This is a genomic window from Pseudomonas huaxiensis, from assembly GCF_003231275.1.
Taxonomy (GTDB): domain Bacteria; phylum Pseudomonadota; class Gammaproteobacteria; order Pseudomonadales; family Pseudomonadaceae; genus Aquipseudomonas; species Aquipseudomonas huaxiensis.
In genome coordinates this window covers 100,423-119,254 of sequence record NZ_QKVL01000009.1, presented here as the reverse complement: position 1 = coordinate 119,254, position 18,832 = coordinate 100,423, and the positions used below count along the sequence as shown (strand labels likewise).

Sequence of the window (18,832 nt, the reverse complement as noted above, 5' to 3'; positions counted from 1 at the left end):
ATGTGCATCGGCCTGCCCATGCACGTGCTCGGCACGCGACCCGGCGCGGCGCTGTGCGTCGACCGCCACGCCCGCCAGCGCTGGATCGACACCGCGCTGGTCGGCGAGTGTGTGCCCGGCGAGTGGCTGCTGGTGTTCATCGACGCCGCGCGCGAGCGCCTGAGCGCCGAGCGCGCCGCCGAGATCGACGCCACCCTGGCGCTGCTCGATGCCGCGCTGCTCGGTGAACCCGTGGGCGCGGACGCAGCGTTCGCCCTGCCCTCGGCCATGAGCGCCGAAGACCTGGCCCGCCTGCTCGGCCAGCCCACTTCCAAGGAACCCTTATGAGCGAATCTGCCGCCTTCCTGGCCCCCCTGCCCGTTACCCCTGAGATTCCGCCGCTGATCAACCGCCTGGTCGAGCAGTTCGCCGCCGACTGGATCGACCTCGACAGCGTCGACGCCTGGCTGGCGCAACCCGGCGACGCCTTGCTGCTGCTCTGCGGCGATCCGGTGCGTCACCCGGAATGCCTGGACGTGGCGGTGATCCTGCCGGAGCTGTGCAAGACCCTGACCGACCGCCACGGCTGCCACCTGCGCCTGGGCGTCGGCCGCCGCGCCGATGAAGAGGCCCTGGCCGAACGCTTCGCCCTGCGCCGCTGGCCCAGCATCATCTGGCTGCGCGACGGCGGCTATGTGACCCAGATCGACGGCATGCGCGACTGGGACGTGTACCTGCGCATGGCCGAAAGCGCCCTGCAGCAGAGCAACGCGCTGATCCCGGTGCGCAGCGAAAACATCCACCCCGCCCCCGGAGGTTGCCAGTGAACGGAGCCCAGATCATGGACCCGCTGCACTACATTCCGCTGCTGGACATCGGCCCCGGGTCGCAGCCCGAGGACGACGCCACCCTGGAATACATCAGCATGCCGCAAGGCATGCACACCCACAGCCTGCCGCAGTTGCCCGAACCCGAAGCGCTGGACGCCGCGCCCGGCGCCCGCCAGGCCCTCGGCGAAATCCTCGCGCGGCTGCACGCCCGCTGCACCGGCGACACACCGCCGCTGCTCGACCTGCGCGCCTACAGCGAAAACGACCGGCGCCTGCTCGACCAGTTGCTAGGCGAAGGTGAAGTCAGCGCACGGATCGGCGGCGCCGCCGGCGTGCGCATTCAGGAATCGATCTTCGCCGGGGTCTGGCGGGTATTCGGCGTGGGCCGCGACCATATCGAAGTGGCGCCGGCCCCGTCGCTGCTGAGCCACGCGGCACGCATCGACGCCGCCGCCGACGCCCTGACCCCGACCCTGCCGTTGCCCGCCGGGGTAATGAACGCGCCGGCAATCCTCACCGAACTGCAGGATCGCACCGGCAACTGGCAGCCCGGCAGCAGCGCCCATGTGATCAACCTCAGCTTGCTGCCGCTGTCCGAGCAGGACATGCCCTTCCTCGATGCCTGCCTCGGCGAAGGCGCGGTACTGGTGCTGGCCCGCGGTTATGGCAACTGCCGCATCAGCAACACCCGCGTACCGAACTGCTGGCGGGTACGCTACTTCAACTCCCAGGACGCGCTGATCCTCGACACCATCGAAGTCACCGACCTGCCGGAAGTGGTGCTCGCCGCCCCCGAAGACCTGACCGACTCGCTGGAGCGGTTCGCCGACATCATCCAGTGGTTCGAAGACGAATGCGCCGAGGTCGGGACATGAGCGACTTTTCCGGTTTCGAAGGCAGCTACCTCGGCGACCGCAGCCGGCTGGCCGACGCCACCCGCCTGGAATGCAAGATCTGCTGGTGGATCTATGATCCGGCGCAGGGTGATCCGGTCTGGCAGATTGCTGCGGGCACGCCGTTCTCGCGCCTGCCCGACCACTGGCGCTGCCCCAATTGCGACGGCGATGCCGAACAGTTCATGGTGCTCGATGACTGAGCCGAACCCGAGGCCCGAAGCGCTCGCCCGACGTTTTCGCGATATCGCCGACACCCGCATGCGCGGCCTGCCGTTGCTGCACCCGGCGCTGGGCGTCGAAGTCGTCGGTTTCGCCTGGCAACACATCGGTCCGCAGGCCAGCCCCGGGCTGCTTGGCATCCTGATCACGCCGTGGTGCATGAACCTGATCTGGCTGCCGGACGGCACAGAGGTGCCCGGTGAGGGCGAGGTGCGCGAGTACCTGATCGGTGACGAGCGGATGGACTTCATCAGCGTCCACGACGAGGTGTTCGGCGCGTACCAGAGCTGTTCGCTGTTCTCGCCGATGTTCGACTTCGCCGATGCCAACGGCGCCCGCGAGACTGCCGTGCACGTGCTGTCCTTGCTACGCCGCCCGCCCGTGGAGGCGCCAGCCAACCCGAGCCGCCGTGGCCTGCTGTTCGGCCGCCTGCGGGGAGAGCGGTCATGACCGCCGACGATCCGCTGGCGCGTCTGGCCGGCTCGTTGCGGGTCCGCCCGGGGCAGCGCCCGGCGCTGATCGGCGGCCGTCCGCCGCTGGCCGGGCGCCTGCTGCGCGGGCAACCGGCACAGGCGGCAGTGCAGCGTCTGCCGCTGCTCTACAGCCTGTGCGGCCAGGCCCACCGGCTGACCGCCGAACTGGCGCTGCGCGCCGCCGTCGAGGGCGATGTCGAGCCCAGCGGCGAGGCGCGGCGGATCCTCCAGGGCGAAAACCGCCGCGAACACCTGCGGCACATCCTGCTCGACTGGCCGCGTCTGCTGGCTGATGTCGCGCGGGACACGTCGATGTCACCGCCCGGGCTGGACATGCAGATCGACGCCTGGTTCGAAGGCTCGGCCGCTGATTGGTTGCAGCACTGGCACGCCGACCCGCGCCAGGCGCTGCTGGACTGGAGCGCCCGTGGTCGGCACGCCGTGGCCCGCTTGCTGCACGGCTGTCGTGAGCGCGCCGAGGCGCTGCTGCTGCCGCTCGACGCGCTGCCGAACGACCGCGCCAGCCTGCTCGCCATCGGTGCCAGTCTGGCCGAGCGGGAGGATTTCCTCAGCACACCGGAACTCACCGGCGCGCCGCGTGAAACCGGCGCCTGGAGCCGCGCGGGCGATACCGGCGCGCAGCGTTACGACAGCGCCTGGCTGCGCCTCGGAGCACGGCTGGCGGACCTGGTCGAACTGAGCCAGGCGCAACCGCGCGCGCTGGCACTCGGGGCGATCACGCTCGGCGACGGTCAGGCCCTGGCCTGGAGCGAAACCGCCCGCGGCCTGCTGCTGCACCGCGTGGACCTCGACCTCACGGCCGAAGACCAGCGTATATACGACTACCAGGTACTGGCGCCCACCGAATGGAATCTGCATCCTCGCGGCACACTGGCCCGCGCCCTGGAAGCACTGCCCGACGACGGCAACGCGCAGCGCCAGGCCGAACTGCTGCTGGCGGTATTCGACCCCTGTCTGGCTTACCAGTTGGAGAGTCCCGCCACTCGGCAACCCGATCACCCGGCGAACGATTCAGGAGCGCCGCGCTATGCATGAAGTGAGTCTGGCCGGCGGCATTCTCGCCGCCGTGGAAGACGCCGCGCGCAAGGACCCGTTCGTACGGGTCAGCCGCCTGCGCCTGGAGGCGGGCAAGTTGGCGGGCGTGGAAGTCGAGGCGCTGCGTTTCGCCCTCGAAGCCCTCGCTCCCGGCAGCCTGCTCGCCGGCGCCCATATCGAGATCGAACAACCCGACGGCCAGGCCTGGTGCCTGGACTGCGCCTGCAACGTGCCGCTGATCCAGCGCGGCGCGCCCTGCCCCGAATGCGGCGGCTTCTGGCTGCAAGCCAACGGCGGTACCGAACTGCGCATCCTCGACCTGCAGGTCGAGGATCACTGAACCCGCAACAGGAGAAACGCCATGTGCGTCGTCTGCGGCTGCTCCAGCGGCCATTCCCATACCCCCGCGCCATCCCACGCCACCGAGGCGGTGGTCGATGCCGGCGGCGACCTGCATTACGGCCTCGGCAGCGCCGGCGTATCGCTGCCCGGCGTGAGCCAGTCGCGCACCATCCGCATCGAGCAGGACGTGCTCGGCGCCAACGACCAGCACGCCGCGCGCAATCGCCAGGATTTCGACAGCCACCGCGTGCTGGCGCTGAACCTGGTGTCCAGCCCAGGCTCGGGCAAGACCACCCTGCTCTGCGCCACCCTCGACGCCCTGCGCCAGCGCCGGCCGCACCTGCCACTGGCGGTGATCGAAGGCGACCAGCAGACCAGCAACGACGCCGAGCGCATCCGCGCCACCGGCGTGCCAGCGATCCAGGTCAATACCGGCAAGGGCTGCCACCTGGATGCGCGGATGGTCGCCGATGCCTATGCGCGCCTGCCGCTACACGCGGCGGTGCACGCTCTGGGTCACGCGCACGGCCACGCCGCCGCGCCCCTCGCGCCGGCCAGTGCCGCGCCGCTTGCCGGTGCGCTGCGCCCGCTGACAGCCCGCGGGCCGGCCGGCATCCTGTTTATCGAGAACGTCGGCAATCTGGTCTGCCCGGCCCTGTGGGACCTGGGCGAAGCGGCCAAGGTGGCGATCCTTTCGGTCACCGAGGGCGAGGACAAACCGCTGAAGTACCCGGACATGTTCGCCGCCGCCGGCCTGATGCTACTGACCAAGACCGACCTGCTGCCGCACCTGGATTTCGACGTGCAGCGCTGCCTGGAGTACGCCCACCGGGTCAACCCCGGTCTGCGCGTGATCCAGCTCAGCGCCCGCGACGGCAGCGGCCTGCAGGAATGGCTGGACTGGCTGCTGGGCGACCGTCATGAGTGAATTGCGCACGCAAACCCTGCCCGGCGCGGCGGTCTGGCCGCCAGTGCTGGCCTGTGGCGCCTGGCTGAAAAACAGCGCCTGCCTGCTGCAGGGCGACCAGGTGATCTGGTCGCCGGTGCATGGCGACCTCGGCGAAGCCAGCAACTGCCTGGCCCTGGAAGATTCTGTGCAGCACCTGCTGGCCCGCGCCGACGCGACGCCACGGGCCGTCGCCCATGACCTGCACCCGGACTTCCACAGCACCCGCCTGGCCCTCGACACCGCCGCGCAACTGGGCGTGCCGGCGCTCGGCGTGCAACATCACCACGCCCATATTGCCGCCCTGCAAGCCGAACACGGCCTGCGCGGTCCGGTGCTCGGCCTGGCGCTGGATGGCGTCGGCCTGGGCAGCGACGGCGGCGCCTGGGGCGGGGAATTGTTGTGGGTCGATGATCGCGCCTGGCGCCGCCTCGGCGCCCTGCTGCCGCTGCCATTGCCCGGTGGCGATATCGCGGCGCGTGAGCCCTGGCGGCTGATGGCCGCCGCGCTGCACCTGCTGGGTCGCGACGACGAAATCGCCCCGCGCCTGAATGCGCTGGTCGGCGCGCCCGCCGCCAGCACCGTGGCGCGTATGCTCGAACGCCGTCTCAACTGTCCGTTGAGCAGCGGCGCCGGACGCTGGTTCGACGCCGCCGCAGGGATCCTCGGCCTGAGCCTGCGCCAGGCCTTCGAAGCCGAAGCCGCCATCGCCCTCGAACAACGCGCCAGCGCGTACCTGCAACAGGCGCCAGTGCCTCGCGTCGACGGGCTCTGGTGGTTGCGCGACGATGGCCGCCTTGACCTGCTGCCACTGCTGGCGCGACTGTTCGACCTGGCCGATCAGGGTCGGGTCGGCGAAGGCGCCGCGTTGTTTCACCTGACCTTGGCTGCGGCCCTGGCCGATCAGGTCGGGCGCCAGTCCCGCGACCTGCCGGTGCTACTGGGCGGCGGCTGTTTCGCCAATCGCCTGCTCAGCAGCTACCTCACACAACACCTCACCGCCCAGGGCCGCCAGGTGTTCAGCGCCAACAGCATCTCCTGCGGCGACGCCGGTCTGGCCGTCGGTCAGGCCTGGGTCGCCGCGCACTGGAACGACCTCAGCGGTCATACCGCCCTGCCACTGGAGGATCTCCCCGCATGTGCCTAGCCATCCCCGCCCGCGTGGTGGAACTGCGCGACAACGATCAGGCGCTGGTCGACCTCGGCGGCATCCGCAAGGAAATCTCCCTGGCGCTGGTCAGTGGCGCGCAGATCGGCGACTACGTGATCGTCCACGTCGGCTACGCCCTCGGCCTGATCGACCCGGAAGAAGCCCGGCGCACCCTGGAAATGTTCAACGAACTCGATCAGGCGCAACAACCATGAAGTACATCGACGAATACCGCGACGGCGATCTCGCCCGGCAGATCGCCGGGCGCATCCGCGAAGCCGCCCGCACCGACCGTGAGTACCGCTTCATGGAATTCTGCGGCGGACACACCCACGCCATTTCGCGCTACGGCGTAAGCGACCTGCTGCCGGGCAATGTGCGCATGATCCACGGCCCCGGTTGCCCGGTGTGCGTGCTGCCGATCGGGCGCATCGACCTGGCCATCCGCCTGGCGCTGGAACAACGGGTGATCCTCTGCAGCTACGGCGACACGATGCGCGTGCCGGCGTCCGACGGGCTCTCGCTGCTGCGGGCCAAGGCCCGGGGCGCGGACATCCGCATGATCTACTCGCCGCAAGACGCGCTGAAGATCGCCGAGGCCAACCCCGGCCGCGACGTGGTGTTCTTCGCTGTCGGCTTCGAAACCACCACGCCGCCCACCGCCCTCGTCATCCGCGAGGCCGCCCGACGCGGTCTGGACAACTTCAGCGTGCTCTGCTGCCACGTCCTTACCCCGCCGGCCATCGCCCATATCCTCGACACCCCCGCTGAACAGGCGGTGGCGCTGGACGGCTTCATCGGCCCGGCCCATGTCAGCGTGGTGATCGGCGCGGCGCCTTACGGCGAATTCGCCCAGCGCTATCGCAAACCGGTGGTTATCGCCGGTTTCGAGCCGCTGGACGTGCTGCAGGCCATCCTCATGCTGGTGCAGCAGGTCAACGACGGCCGTGCCGAAGTGGAAAACGAATTTATCCGCGCCGTCAGCGACCACGGCAGCCGGCCGATGCAGGCGCTGATGGAAGAGGTCTTCGAGTTGCGCGATAGCTTCGAATGGCGTGGCCTCGGCGAGATGCCGGCCAGCGCCCGACAGATCCGCCCGGCCTTCGCCCGTCACGACGCCGAAGCGCGCTTCGCCCTGAACTACCAGTCGGTGCCTGACCACAAGGCGTGCGACTGCGGGCCGATCCTGCGCGGGCAGAAACAGCCCATCGACTGCCGCCTGTTCGGCACCGTATGCACCCCGGAAAACCCGATCGGCTCGTGCATGGTTTCCAACGAAGGCGCCTGCGCCGCGCATTACGCCTACGGGCGCTACAAAGACATCGAGGTACGCGCCGTATGAACGCCCGCTCCACCGTCAAACGCGGCTACGTGCGCCCGCTGAACCTGCGCGACGGCCAGATCGAAATGGCCCACGGCGCTGGCGGCCGCGCCTCGGCGCAACTGATCGACGAGATCTTCCTGCGCGCCTTCGACAACCCCTGGCTGCGCCAGGGCAACGACGGCGCGACGCTGGCGCCGATGCTCAACCCCGGCGAGCGGCTGGTGATGGCCACCGATGCCCACGTCATCTCGCCGCTGTTCTTCCCCGGCGGCGACATCGGCAGCCTGGCGGTGCACGGCACCGTCAACGACGTCGCCATGAGCGGCGCGCAGCCACTGTACCTGTCGGCCAGCTTTATCCTCGAAGAAGGCTTCCCCCTCGGCGACCTCAAGCGCATCGCCGACTCCATGGGCCAGGCTGCCCGAGAAGCTGGCGTCGCCATCGTCACCGGCGACACCAAAGTGGTCGAACGTGGCAAGGGCGACGGCGTCTTCATCAGCACCACCGGCATCGGCGTGGTTGCCGCCGGCATCGACACCAGCGGCCACCGCGCCCGGCCGGGAGACGTGATCCTGCTTTCCGGGAGCATTGGCGAGCACGGCGTGGCCATTCTCTCGCAGCGGGAGTCGCTGGAATTCGAAACCCAGATCCTCTCCGACAGCGCGGCGCTGCATGAACTCGTCGCCGCCATGCTGGCCGTGGCTCCCGGCTTGCGCGTACTGCGCGACCCGACCCGAGGCGGCCTGGCCACCACCCTCAACGAAATTGCCGGACAGTCGGGCGTCGGCATGCTCCTCGACGAAGCCGCCATTCCCGTCCAGCCCCAGGTCGAGGCCGCCTGCGAACTGCTCGGCCTCGACCCGCTGTACGTCGCCAACGAAGGCAAGCTGGTCGCCATCTGCGCCGAACAGGACGCCGACGCCCTGCTCCGCACCCTCCGCGCCCATCCCCTGGGCCAGAACGCCGCCCGTATCGGCACCGTCATCGCCGATGAACACGGGTTCGTGCAGATGCATACTCGGTTTGGCGGGAGGCGGGTTGTGGATTGGCTGGTGGGGGAGCAGTTGCCGCGGATTTGTTAGTGCGTTTGTCGTGCCTGGTGGCTCACCTAACCCGGACAATAGCGGCCAAATGCTAGCCGACAGGTTTTCAGCGCACTCAAGATCGAGCGCCGCCCGTGCGGCGCATCGCGAGCAAGCTCGCTCCTACATTTGTTGCAACGTACCGATGCCTGTCAGGCCATAGTTGACCCCCTTGGTGGTACGTCGCGGTATCGAGTCGACCTCAACAGCCTCCCCGCGATTCATCGCCAAACGCCAAAGGCAGGCAACGCTTATCTGACAGGCCATTGCACGTTGCAACAAATGTAGGAGCGGATTCATCCGCGATGCGCCGCGCGGGCGGCGCTCGATCTTGAGTGCGCTGACAAACTGTCGGCTAGCTCCTGGTCGCCGTTACCCGGTCTCCTGACCAGCGCCTCATGGTTTCATCCAGCCATAAGAGGTGTAGATACCCATACTGACCAAGGGTTGTAACGCGCTCCCTTGCCTGAACACCAAACCACCTCCCCCCGCCTCAAGGCATTTTTCACATCCGCTTCACTCCCGCTGAACACCCCGCTCCCTACAGTGCCGTCATTCCCAGGGCCCGCTCTTCGGCGGTGCCCGGTCTTTTTGTCCGGAGTGACCTCATGTTGCAAGGCGCAATCACCCATCCCGAGCTTCCCCACCCGGCCAACCGACGCCGACGACTGTCCACGAGGGCGTTGGCCGTGGTGACGGGCATGCTGGTCGTGCTCGCCGGTTTCTCTACCTGGTATGCAACTCGGACACGGGTCATGGACTTTCGCAGTGAGCAACAGATGAACAGCAGCGGCCTTTTGAGCGAATGGGCCAAAGGCGCGGTGATCGTGCTGATCCGCCACGCCGAGCGCTGCGACCGCTCGGACAATACCTGCCTGAGCGACCCCGCCGGGATTACCGTGGCGGGCAGCCAGTCAGCCGCCGAGGTCGGCAAAGGCATTGCGCAACTCGGCCTGCAGCATGCCCAGTTGCTGAGCAGCCCCGAGGTGCGCACTCAACAGACCGCGCACTTCCTGTTCGGCAAGGCCATCGCCACCCAGGACTGGCTCGGCCAATGCGACCGCGATTTCGCGAAAAACGCCTTCAGCCACAAGGAGGCCGGCTACAACCTGGTCCTGGTGACCCACAGCGGCTGCATCGACCGCGTCGAGCGGCAGTTGCAAGTGCCCGGCGGGGAACGCTCCAGCGAGTACGCCAGCGCGCTGTTCGTCTCCATGGGCAACAACGGCAAGGCGCGGATTCTCGGGCAGATGAATGCCGAGCAGTGGAAAAAACTCGTTAACCGTGCCGGGAGTTGAGCATGCCGTCTTCGTCCCGTAGCCGCTTTTACCTGCTCAACCTGGGTGTTCCGCTGGCACTGGCCCTGGCCGTGTTCCTGCTGTTCGACCTGACCAACCTCGACCGCTGGATCAGCAACCTGCTGATCGACCCGGCCACCGGCCAGTTCCTGTTCTTTCACGATCAACTGTTCGAGAAGCTGACCCACAAATGGCCGCGCATCCTGCCGGACTGGACCGGCGAGGCGGCCATCGTGGGGATGTTGCTGTCGTTGCTCTGGCCGGGCCTTGCGAAGTTTTCCCATACGGCGCCGGTGCGCCTGCTGGAAACCGCGCGGATCGCCCCGGTGTTGCGCTTCACTGCGCGCCATCGTCGCGATTTCGTTTTCGTGGTGGTGGCCTTCGCCCTGTGCACCGGGGTCATTCACTACCTGAAAAGCCACACCGGCGTGTATTGCCCGGTGGAAACCACGCTGTATGGCGGCGCCCAGCCGCACCTCGAGTGGTTCAACCAGTTCAGCCTGCTGAGCAAGGCAGGCGACGGTCGTTGCTGGCCAGCCGGGCACGCGTCCAGCGGTTTCACCCTGCTGGCCCTGTACTTCGTCGCACGGCGGTACCGCTGGGTTCACGCGCGCACGTTGCTGGTGGCGATTCTGGTGATCGGGCTCATCTACGGCACCACCCGCGTGCTGCAGGGTTGGCACTACATGTCGCACACCTTCTGGGCCGGGATTTTCGTCTGGCTGACCAGTTGGGCGACGGCGCTGGTGTTCTATGGCCGGCCAGCCTTGCAGGCGGCGCCAGACCGCGCCGGATACCGTGCAGCGTCAGCCGACGAAGGCTTAGCTGGCGCGGTATGACAGTGCATGTCTTTAGACTTTTAGCGCCCTCGAGATCGAGCGCCGCCTGCGCGGCGCATCGCCGGCAAGCCGGCTCCCACAGGTTGGTGAGCCATGGTTGAAGGCCTCAACTGCCCCGCACTCTCCACCCATGTACCAAGGCTGACAACACCAATTCCACACTGTGGGAGCCGGCTTGCCGGCGATGCGCCGCGCAGGCGGCGCTCGATCCAGAGGACGCCAGAAAACCTGTCGGCTAGCAGATAGCGGCCCACCGCTAGCGCCCGAACAACACCGCCCGCGCCGCCTCGGAAGGCAACACGCACGCCACATCGTGCGCGCACCCCGGCACCACAATCATCCGCCGGGCCCGCTGCGGTTTGAGCAGCGCCTGCTCGTACGCTGCATAGGCCAGACCCCGCTGCAGACGGAAAGGACCTTGCGCCATGGCCGCGCAGGACTTGTCGAGGATCGGGTAGAACGCGCCTTTCGCGGCGCTGCTGTCCAGCGCGCCCTCGAGATAATCCACCTGGGTCGCGGCATAACGCGCCCGTGCCTGTTCGGCGCTGCGGCCGAGATGGCCAGGCAGGGCCTGAACGCCGTATTTCCAGTGGTCATAGCCGGGGCACGCCTGCGGTACTGAAAAGGTGAAGCGGCAGTCGCCGCCACACGTCTCCCACGAGCCCTCGGGCGCAGGCCGCACGGGATCGAAATACAGCCAGCTGCCCGGATCGGCGATCACATAACGCACCGCGACGCCCGCCGGCGGGTCGGCGGCGAAGCCGATGCTGTGTTGCAGCATCTGCGCACCCGCCGAGAACCCGGCAAGGGTCACGCTGCGCAGGCTCGGCCACTGCCTGACCAGTTCCACCACCAGCGCGTCGAGGGCGGCGAAAGAGCCAATCGGCTGCGCGCCCAACGAAGGTTCGCCGGCCAGCCATCCCCCGCAGGTCCACACCGCATCGCCCGCTTGCGCATGCGGCACGCCTTGGGTCTGGCAATGGCTGGCGTCGGAGACCTGGTACAGCGGCGCGACCACCAGGGTGTCCGTCAGTCGCCCCGCCCCGCGCACCGCCTGCAGGCCGGCGTCGAAACTGCGGTTGGCGTCCCGTGGATGGCCGTGCATCACCACCAGCACCGACTGTGGCGCCGGGGTGGAATCCGACACGTAAAAGCTCATGCGCCCTGCATTCTCCGGCAACTCGAATGCGCGCAAACACGCAGCGTCGGCGTGCTCGCTGCAAGCACCCTCAGCAGCGGCCAACAACCGCAGCGGCGCCAGCATCAAGGCCAACGCCCACAGCCAACCGCACCCGGATAACCGCACCATCACCTCTCCTCCTCCCCGTCCAGGCTTTCATCGTAGCCTCGACTGGACCACAGAAACGCCCCGCAAACTGGAAACCGCACAAGGCGCTCCTGTACCCTCCGGCGAAATCCCCCGGATACTTGCCCAACGTGACCACCCAAACCCTGACACCCCGCGAGGCCTACCAGATTCTCCGAGACATCGCCCAGGGCATTCGCCTGATGCGGCGGATCGGTGAGCAAGGCTGGCTGGAGATTGGCAACGGACTGCTGACCGTGGAAGTCGATGGCTGGGTCTTCACCCTGCACAACAATGGCGAGCGGCTGAGCCACTGCGACCGCTGCTACGACCCCGAAGGCGCCGCCTACCTCTACGACAGCACGCACCCGTACGGGACCAATCCGGTGGAGTTCATGAGTCAGTGGGAAGTGCAGCAGGTCGAAAAGATGCTGAAGGCGCTCTGACGGCTGACGACGCCGGTTGCACTTCGTAAGGCTGAGTCAATCGCTTGTCGAGATAACGGAACGCGGCGGCCAGCGCCTCTTCCGGCGAGCGCGGGCAATAACCCAGCTCCCGGCGCGCCTTGGCGAGGCTGTATTCCTGCCGTACGCCATGAAACAGACGGACCTGACTCATCATCAAGCGGGCCGGTCGCCCCGTCAGTTTCGCCAGGCCCTCCTGCATCCAGGCGACACCCATCAGCAGCCATGCGGGTGCTTGCGGCGGTTGGCGATGCCCCGGCGAGGCCGCATTGGCGGCGTCGATCAGATCGGCAAGCGACGAGGAATGTTCATTGGCGAGAATGTAACGCTCGCCGGCGCGGCCCTTTTCTGCGGCCAGGATCAAGCCCTGCGCGACGTCGCGCACATCGACGAAATTGAAATGGAATCCCGGGTCCAGCGGAACCTGGTGCTGCCGGACGGATTCGAGAAAGCCCATGGTGTCGGTCAGTTGCGTGGCATTCGGTCCCACCATCGCTGACGGCAGCACCGACACCATCCAGAGGTCCAGCTCACGGGCGGTGCGCCAAGCCATGCGTTCGGCGAGGATCTTCGACCGGTAGTAGGCGTTTTCGGTCTCGTCGTTCCAGGTAGTTTCGTCCAGCGGCGTGCCGTCGTGACCGACCGCTGCGACCGAACTGACATAAACCACACGCTTGACCCCGGCACGTGCCGCAGCCTCCAGCACGCTGCGGGTGCCGCGGATATTGGGTTCGACAATCTCGGCCTGCGGGTCGCGGGCCCAGTGCTTGAACACCGCGGCCACCTGGAACAGTACGTCCACCCCGTCCAAGGCGTTGAGCATGGCCGCTTCATCCTGCAGCTCGGCGTAGACCAGTTGGCAATCCAGTCCCGCGAAGGGTGCGGTGCTGGTGATATCGCGCACCCCGGCTCGCACCCGGTAGCCCTGATCGAGCAGCGCCCTGACCAGGGTGTTGCCCAAATGCCCGTTGGCACCTGTCACCAGACATAACGCGCTCACACAACCTCCTTGCCTTGGGATCAACGGGTTTCTTGATCGTCAAAACATAGAGGCTGCCCCTTGGGGGAGAGTCAAGCGGGGTTGTGCAGCGCTCCGCCAGAGCGCGCCGTTACACCGACAACTGATTCGTGAACTGCCCCACCGCATTTACCACTTTCTGCGCGCCGTCCTGAATCTCGATGATGACGGTCCCGGCCTGCGCAGACAGTTCGAGACCTTGCTCGGCATGGCGCTTGCCCTGTTCGATGATGCGCACGGCTTCTTCGGCCAGTTTCTGGTTTTGTGTGACGACGTCGACGATTTCTTCGGTCGCCTTTGTAGTGCGCGAGGCCAGTTGCCGGACTTCATCGGCGACCACCGCAAACCCGCGCCCCTGTTCGCCCGCGCGCGCCGCTTCGATCGCCGCGTTCAAGGCCAGCAGGTTGGTCTGGTCGGCAATGCCGCCAATGCTTTTGACGATGCTGCCAACGATCTGCGACTGCTTGTCCAGCGCCGCGATACCTTCCACCGCCGCGGTCATTTGCACCGCCAGGCCCTGGATGACATCGACGGTTTCCTGGATGACGACGCTGCCGCGCCGGGCGCTGTCGTCGGTCTGTTGTGAGGTGGTGAAGGCGATTTCCGCCGCCTGGGACACGGCGATTTCGCGGTTGACCTGGTCGGTGATGACCGTGGCGAACTTGACGATCTTGTACAGCCGGCCATGGGCATCGGAAATGGGGTTGTAAGTCGCTTCCAGCCAGACCACATGGCCATGGCTGTCGATGCGCTTGAAGCGATCGGCGATGAACTCGCCACGGCGCAGTTTTTCCCAGAAGCGCTCGTAGCCCGCGGACGCCTGTTCTTCGGCGTCGCAGAACACCCGGTGGTGTTTGCCCTGGATGCCTTTGAGGGTGTAACCCATCGCGTTGAGGAACCGCTCATTGGCGTTCAGCACCGTGCCCTGCAGGTCGAATTCGACCACGGCGGTGGAACGTTGCAGGGCCTCGATGAGGTTTTCCCGCTCCCGCGAGGTTTCGATAGTGCGGGTCAGGTCGTTGGCGTACAGCGAGACATAGTCGATTTGCCCGCGGGCGTTCCGGACCGGCTGCACGATCGCCCGCAACCAGGCCTCGTTACCGTTGCCGCGGCGCAGTTGCAGGGCGCCGGCCCAGTGCTCGCCGCTCTGGATCGCGCGCTTCATGAGACCGAAGTGGTTGGTGCTCTGAGCATACTCCGGCACCAGCCCGAAAAGGATCTTGCGTTCCACGGCGCTGGCCGAGTACTGCATCTCCTTGAGGAAGTTGCCGTTGGCATAGGTGATTTCACCTTGCGAGCTCAACGTCAGAACAAGCATTTCGCTGTCCAGGCTGTCCTTGACCTGTTCGAGCGACGAGAGCTTTTCACGCGCTTCTGCAAGCTCCTGCTTGAGCCGCCGATATGCTGAAAACATGAGGAAGTCCTCCAATTACGAGAGAGATAAGCAGCTTGCACCTTCAATACGTCAGTACTTCGTCATCCAGGCTTCCAGGTCTTGCGGCGTAAGCGGCTTCGACAGCAGGTAACCCTGAGCAACGTGGTACCCCTGATCCTTGAGAATCTTGTACTGGCCTTGCTCCTCGACCCCTTCGGCAACCACCTTCAGGCGAAGGCTGTCGCCGATGCGCATCACTGCGTCACTGAGCGCACGACTGGTTTCATCCGCTTCCAGATCCAGCACGAAGCTACGGTCCAGCTTCAATTCCTGGATGGGTAGTTTGCGAAGGTAACTCAAGCTTGAGTAGCCTGTCCCGAAATCATCCATGGCCAGTTTGATGCCGCGTTCGCTGAGGTCGTGAAGGACCTTCATGGTCCCGGGGTTGGTGTCGAGCAGCAGGTTTTCGGTGAGTTCGATGGTCAGGTCCTTGGCCGCCAGGCCATGTTGATCGAGCACGTTGCCGATCATCCCGGCCAGGTCGAGGTTGTGGAAGTTGCTGGGCGACAGGTTCACCGACACCGACGGGATCTTCAGGCCCTTGCGGCGCCATACCGCCAGTTGCCGACAGGCTTCCTTGACCGCCCAGTGACCCAGCTCGGTAATCAGGCCGCACTCCTCCGCCAGAGGGATGAAACGCGCGGGCGAGACCACGCCGAAGGTCGGGTGCGTCCAGCGGGCCAGGGCTTCGACGCCATACACCTCGCCGTCTTCGATATTCACCTGTGGCTGGTAATTGAGATGCAGGCCGCCCTGTTCGATGGCGTCGCGCAGGGCGTTTTCCAGCGCCTGGCGTTCCTGGGCCAGCTCGTTCAGCTCATGGCTGAAGAAGCTGAAGCGGCCGCGGCCCGAGTGCTTGGCCTGGTACATGGCCATGTCTGCGCGGTGGATCAGGGTGCCCATGTCGTGGCCGTCGCGCGGGTAGATGCTGACGCCCATGCTGGCGGACGGCGAGAAACACGAGCCGGCGATCTGGCAAGGCTGGGAGATCGCATGCTTGATCTCCTCGATGGCCTCGGTGACGTTTTCGCTGTCGCAATTGGGCAGGACGATGACGAACTCATCGCCCGACAGCCGGCCGACGATATCGGCGGCGTTGCGGTTGGCGTTGAGGCGCTGGGCAATCAACTTGAGCAACTCGTCCCCCGCCGGGTGACCCAGCGAATCATTGATCTGCTTGAAACGGTCGAGGTCGATGAACAACACCGCCAGCGAGGTTTTGCTGCGCCGCGCCTCGATCAGCGCGTGATCGGCCTTGGCGTGCAGCAGGCTGCGGTTGGGCAATTGGGTCAGGCTGTCGTAGAACGCGAGTTGGCGGATGCTTTCGCGGTTGACCTCGCGCTCCATCGCCAGCGCACACAGCGGAATGATCACATCGACCATCTGCTGGTGCAGGACCGAGGGCGTGCGGTGATCGCTGTAGTAGAAGGCCAACACGCCGATGGCGAGGCCCTTGGCACTCTTGATCGGGATGGACCAGCAGCTCTTGATTCCCTGGCCAAGGAATTCGTCACGGATCAGCGTCCAGCGCGGATCGCTGCCGATATCCCGGACAAACACGATCTCGCCACGCTCAGCCGCGAGGCTGGACGAGCCGATGCCGTTCTTGATCGGCATGCCTTCGAGCAAATGCCCGTAACGCTCGGAGAAGCTCGGCGCCGCCAGCGGGTGCATGGCGCCGTCTTCATCGACCTGGATCACCGTCGCGCGGATCTCCGGCGACATCCGCTCGACTTCCTTGCAGAGCAAATCCATGACAGATTCCAGCGGCATCTCCCGCACCATGGCGTCGAGAATGCAATGTTGCAGCACCTCATGAATCTTTGACGCGGTGATATCGGTCAATACCGTTACGGTGTGGGCAAGTTCGCCATTGGCGCCCACCACCGGGTTGATTGCAACATCACACCAGATCCGTTCGCCGCCTTTGACTTGCAGCAACTCTTCGAGGCGGAATGAGCGTCCACCTTTCAGGCCTTCCTGAACTTTGGCAATACGCGTGGCCGGCAAATGCGGCACCAGCAACTTCGCCGGCATGCAGCCTTCAACTTCACCGAAGGCATAACCAAACAGCGTGGCAAAGCCTTTATTCGAATACACCACCTTGCCGGCGCCATCGGTAATAAAGATCGCATTATCGGTCTGATCGGCAACCATCGATAACAATTTGATCCGTTTACGTTCCTTGCGCTGTTCCGTCACATCTTTGACAAACGCGGTGAATAATATCTGACCGTCGCTGACCACCCGCGAAATGGACATCGAACCCCAGCGCTGCGTGCCGTCTTTTTTATGAATGGGAACATCACGGGTCGTTCCGACAATCTTGTTGATACCGGTACGCCGATTGGAATCGACATAATTATCATGTTTACTTCGAATGTTTTCCGGCACCAGCATGCTGACATTTCTTCCGAGCACTTCTTCTCTGGAAAACCCCCACAACTGTTCCGCTGCCGCATTGAACAACACCACGCAATTCTGGGTGTCGATTACCACAACACTATCAATGGCTTGTTCCAGCGTTTGCACGAAGATATCAGAGAGGTTCTGGGAAATGGGCATCAACTCGATCCGAAAAAGCATATTTGCAGTTGCGAAGGCACAGTCAGTTCGATGAAAGCGTCTTTCATCACACGCTTTACAGGGACTGCCTCAATAACCGGGAAACGCCCCTCCGGGCGCGGCGCATAGCTTACGCCCACCCATGGCCCATAGCCATTAGTGATGAGGGCAGGCTATGTAAAGTTTTCATCGCCCTGTAACCCTGACCGTAAATATTTTATTTATTGAGAATAAGTGACAACTTCCTGATGCACATCAACACACCTGGCAACACCGTCTGCTAGCGACCTGTCAGTGTTTATCTATAACTTGCGCGCAAAGTAAAACGGCGTGTGCATTTACCCTTGCCACCGGTCGCATACAGCGCGCTCCTGGCGAACGACGTCATTGCCTGCGAAGTCCTCTTTACAGCGCTCATCCAAAGAAGCGCGACGCCTGCGTGATTCCCGAGCCTGACTGGAGATGTACCGATGAGCGATCTACCGACCACACGACCCGTCGCAACCCCACTGCGCTTTCAACCGGACTTCGAGCAGATCCCGGAGGACGAGGCGCAGACCAGCAAGGAGCTGGCCGAGACCCTGCGCTCGATCATGGAAACCACCTTCGCCGACCGTGGCCATGCCGACCGCAGCGTCCATGCCAAGGGCCACGGTCTGCTGCGGGGCGAACTGACGGTCCTCGACAACTTGCCGCCCGAACTGGCCCAGGGCGCGTTTGCCCGCCCCGCCACCCTGCCCGTCTACCTGCGGCTGTCCACCAACCCCGGCGATATCCTCGATGACAAGGTGTCTACGCCCCGGGGCCTGGCGATCAAGCTGGTGGGCGTCGAAGGACCACGCCTGCCGGGCAGCGAGGGCGACGTTACCCAGGACTTCGTGATGCAGAACGCCAAGGCGTTCATTTCCGCCACGCCAAAAGCGTTTCTGAGAAGCCTCAAGCTGCTGGCGAAAACCACGGACAAGGCGCCGGGCTCGAAGAAAGTGCTGTCGGCGGTGCTACGCGGTGTCGAGGCGGCGGTGGAAGCCCTGGGCGGTGAAAGCGCGACGCTGAAGAGCCTCGGCGGCCATCCGCAAACCCACATCCTCGGCGAAACCTTCAACACCGTGGTGCCGGTGCTTTACGGCCCCTACTACGCCAAGCTGGCGATGGTGCCGGTGTCGGCGTCGCTGACCGAGCTGACCAACCTGCATGTCGATTTTCATGGCAACCCGGATGGGCTGCGGGCGGCAGTCACCCAGTACTTCGCCGGGCACGGCGGCACCTGGGAATTACGCGTCCAGCTCGCCACCGACAGCGAGCAGATGCCCATCGAGGATGCCTCGGTGCAATGGGACGAAAAACTCAGCCCGTTCGTGACCGTGGCACGGGTCGAAATCCCCGCGCAAAGCACCTGGGACGCGGAAAAGGTCAGGGAAATCGACGACGGCATGGCGTTCAGTCCGTGGCACGGACTGGCCGCGCACCGGCCGCTGGGCGGGGTGATGCGGGTACGCAAGCCGTCGTATGAAATGTCGGCAGACTATCGCGCCAGCCACAACGGCTGTCCGATTCACGAGCCGCGCTGACCCCGCGCCCTGCTGCGAGGGCATGAGGTGACTGTTCAGATT

The 18,832-nt window shown here is 65.4% G+C and carries 20 protein-coding genes and 1 pseudogene; 16 read left to right on the top strand and 5 right to left on the bottom strand.

Going from position 1 to position 18,832, the window contains the following annotated elements; all coding sequences use genetic code 11:
* The 14 genes from hypC to DM374_RS13015 all read left to right on the top strand — a co-directional run bounded on the left by hypC (window position 1) and on the right by DM374_RS13015 (window position 10,434).
* On the top strand, window positions 1–327 hold the full coding sequence (hypC, locus tag DM374_RS13080; protein WP_110970200.1) for a HypC/HybG/HupF family hydrogenase formation chaperone: 327 nt from the start codon (window positions 1–3) through the stop codon (window positions 325–327).
* Window positions 324–806 carry a thioredoxin domain-containing protein gene (locus tag DM374_RS13075; RefSeq protein WP_110970199.1) on the top strand — a complete coding sequence of 161 codons (483 nt, stop codon included), beginning with the start codon at window positions 324–326 and terminating at the stop codon, window positions 804–806. The genes hypC and DM374_RS13075 overlap by 4 nt, the downstream gene beginning before the upstream one ends.
* Window positions 803–1,684, top strand: coding sequence for a hydrogenase expression/formation protein (locus tag DM374_RS13070; RefSeq protein WP_225422493.1), 882 nt, complete (start codon window positions 803–805; stop codon window positions 1,682–1,684). The genes DM374_RS13075 and DM374_RS13070 overlap by 4 nt, the downstream gene beginning before the upstream one ends.
* Window positions 1,681–1,905 (top strand): rubredoxin, encoded by a 225-nt coding sequence (locus tag DM374_RS13065; protein ID WP_110970197.1) that lies wholly within the window; start codon window positions 1,681–1,683, stop codon window positions 1,903–1,905. The genes DM374_RS13070 and DM374_RS13065 overlap by 4 nt, the downstream gene beginning before the upstream one ends.
* Window positions 1,898–2,374 carry a [NiFe]-hydrogenase assembly chaperone HybE gene (gene hybE / locus DM374_RS13060; protein WP_110970196.1) on the top strand — a complete coding sequence of 159 codons (477 nt, stop codon included), beginning with the start codon at window positions 1,898–1,900 and terminating at the stop codon, window positions 2,372–2,374. Before DM374_RS13065 ends, hybE begins: the two co-directional genes overlap by 8 nt.
* Complete coding sequence (locus DM374_RS13055; protein WP_177431553.1) at window positions 2,371–3,453, top strand: HoxV; 1,083 nt, start codon at window positions 2,371–2,373, stop codon at window positions 3,451–3,453. Before hybE ends, DM374_RS13055 begins: the two co-directional genes overlap by 4 nt.
* Entirely contained in the window at window positions 3,446–3,793 is a 348-nt protein-coding gene (locus tag DM374_RS13050) for a hydrogenase maturation nickel metallochaperone HypA/HybF (RefSeq protein WP_110970195.1), read from the top strand. The genes DM374_RS13055 and DM374_RS13050 overlap by 8 nt, the downstream gene beginning before the upstream one ends.
* A 21-nt stretch (window positions 3,794–3,814) precedes the next feature.
* Window positions 3,815–4,723, top strand: coding sequence for a hydrogenase nickel incorporation protein HypB (gene hypB / locus DM374_RS13045; RefSeq protein WP_110970194.1), 909 nt, complete (start codon window positions 3,815–3,817; stop codon window positions 4,721–4,723).
* Window positions 4,716–5,888 (top strand): Kae1-like domain-containing protein, encoded by a 1,173-nt coding sequence (locus DM374_RS13040; protein ID WP_110970193.1) that lies wholly within the window; start codon window positions 4,716–4,718, stop codon window positions 5,886–5,888. The genes hypB and DM374_RS13040 overlap by 8 nt, the downstream gene beginning before the upstream one ends.
* Window positions 5,879–6,106 carry a HypC/HybG/HupF family hydrogenase formation chaperone gene (locus tag DM374_RS13035; RefSeq protein WP_095156680.1) on the top strand — a complete coding sequence of 76 codons (228 nt, stop codon included), beginning with the start codon at window positions 5,879–5,881 and terminating at the stop codon, window positions 6,104–6,106. Before DM374_RS13040 ends, DM374_RS13035 begins: the two co-directional genes overlap by 10 nt.
* Window positions 6,103–7,233 carry a hydrogenase formation protein HypD gene (gene hypD / locus DM374_RS13030; protein WP_110970192.1) on the top strand — a complete coding sequence of 377 codons (1,131 nt, stop codon included), beginning with the start codon at window positions 6,103–6,105 and terminating at the stop codon, window positions 7,231–7,233. The genes DM374_RS13035 and hypD overlap by 4 nt, the downstream gene beginning before the upstream one ends.
* A 29-nt stretch (window positions 7,234–7,262) precedes the next feature.
* A complete protein-coding gene (gene hypE / locus DM374_RS13025) occupies window positions 7,263–8,297 on the top strand; it encodes a hydrogenase expression/formation protein HypE (RefSeq protein WP_318531811.1) in 1,035 nt (344 codons plus the stop codon).
* A gap of 608 nt (window positions 8,298–8,905) precedes the next feature.
* Window positions 8,906–9,595, top strand: a complete 690-nt coding sequence (gene pmrG, locus DM374_RS13020; protein WP_110970190.1) for a lipopolysaccharide core heptose(II)-phosphate phosphatase PmrG — start codon at window positions 8,906–8,908, stop codon at window positions 9,593–9,595.
* A gap of 2 nt (window positions 9,596–9,597) precedes the next feature.
* A complete protein-coding gene (locus tag DM374_RS13015) occupies window positions 9,598–10,434 on the top strand; it encodes a phosphatase PAP2 family protein (protein ID WP_110970189.1) in 837 nt (278 codons plus the stop codon).
* A 256-nt stretch (window positions 10,435–10,690) separates the two neighbouring features.
* Here the strand turns inward: DM374_RS13015 and DM374_RS13010 are convergent, their stop codons facing one another.
* Window positions 10,691–11,743, bottom strand: coding sequence for a hypothetical protein (locus DM374_RS13010; protein WP_225422492.1), 1,053 nt, complete (start codon window positions 11,741–11,743; stop codon window positions 10,691–10,693).
* Window positions 11,744–11,871: 128 nt separating this feature from the next.
* Between DM374_RS13010 and DM374_RS13005 the strand changes: the two genes are divergently transcribed.
* Window positions 11,872–12,186, top strand: a complete 315-nt coding sequence (locus DM374_RS13005; protein ID WP_110970267.1) for a DUF7693 family protein — start codon at window positions 11,872–11,874, stop codon at window positions 12,184–12,186.
* Here the strand turns inward: DM374_RS13005 and DM374_RS13000 are convergent.
* From DM374_RS13000 to DM374_RS12990, 4 genes and pseudogenes are all read right to left on the bottom strand, one after another.
* Window positions 12,134–13,204, bottom strand: coding sequence for an NAD-dependent epimerase/dehydratase family protein (locus DM374_RS13000; RefSeq protein ID WP_110970188.1), 1,071 nt, complete (start codon window positions 13,202–13,204; stop codon window positions 12,134–12,136). The two genes, DM374_RS13005 and DM374_RS13000, sit on opposite strands and share 53 nt — an antisense overlap.
* 109 nt (window positions 13,205–13,313) lie before the next feature.
* Window positions 13,314–13,724: a methyl-accepting chemotaxis protein gene (locus DM374_RS34330; protein ID WP_371929289.1), complete on the bottom strand. Its 411-nt coding sequence runs from the start codon at window positions 13,722–13,724 to the stop codon at window positions 13,314–13,316.
* A gap of 135 nt (window positions 13,725–13,859) precedes the next feature.
* Window positions 13,860–14,540, bottom strand: a pseudogene (locus DM374_RS34325) (PAS domain-containing protein); the annotation flags it as partial.
* Between the two features lie 147 nt (window positions 14,541–14,687).
* Entirely contained in the window at window positions 14,688–17,222 is a 2,535-nt protein-coding gene (locus DM374_RS12990) for an EAL domain-containing protein (RefSeq protein WP_110970266.1), read from the bottom strand.
* Between the two features lie 470 nt (window positions 17,223–17,692).
* Here DM374_RS12990 and DM374_RS12985 point away from each other — a divergent pair, with 470 nt between their 5' ends.
* Complete coding sequence (locus tag DM374_RS12985; protein WP_110970186.1) at window positions 17,693–18,790, top strand: catalase family protein; 1,098 nt, start codon at window positions 17,693–17,695, stop codon at window positions 18,788–18,790.
* The last annotated feature ends 42 nt before the right edge of the window (window positions 18,791–18,832 follow it).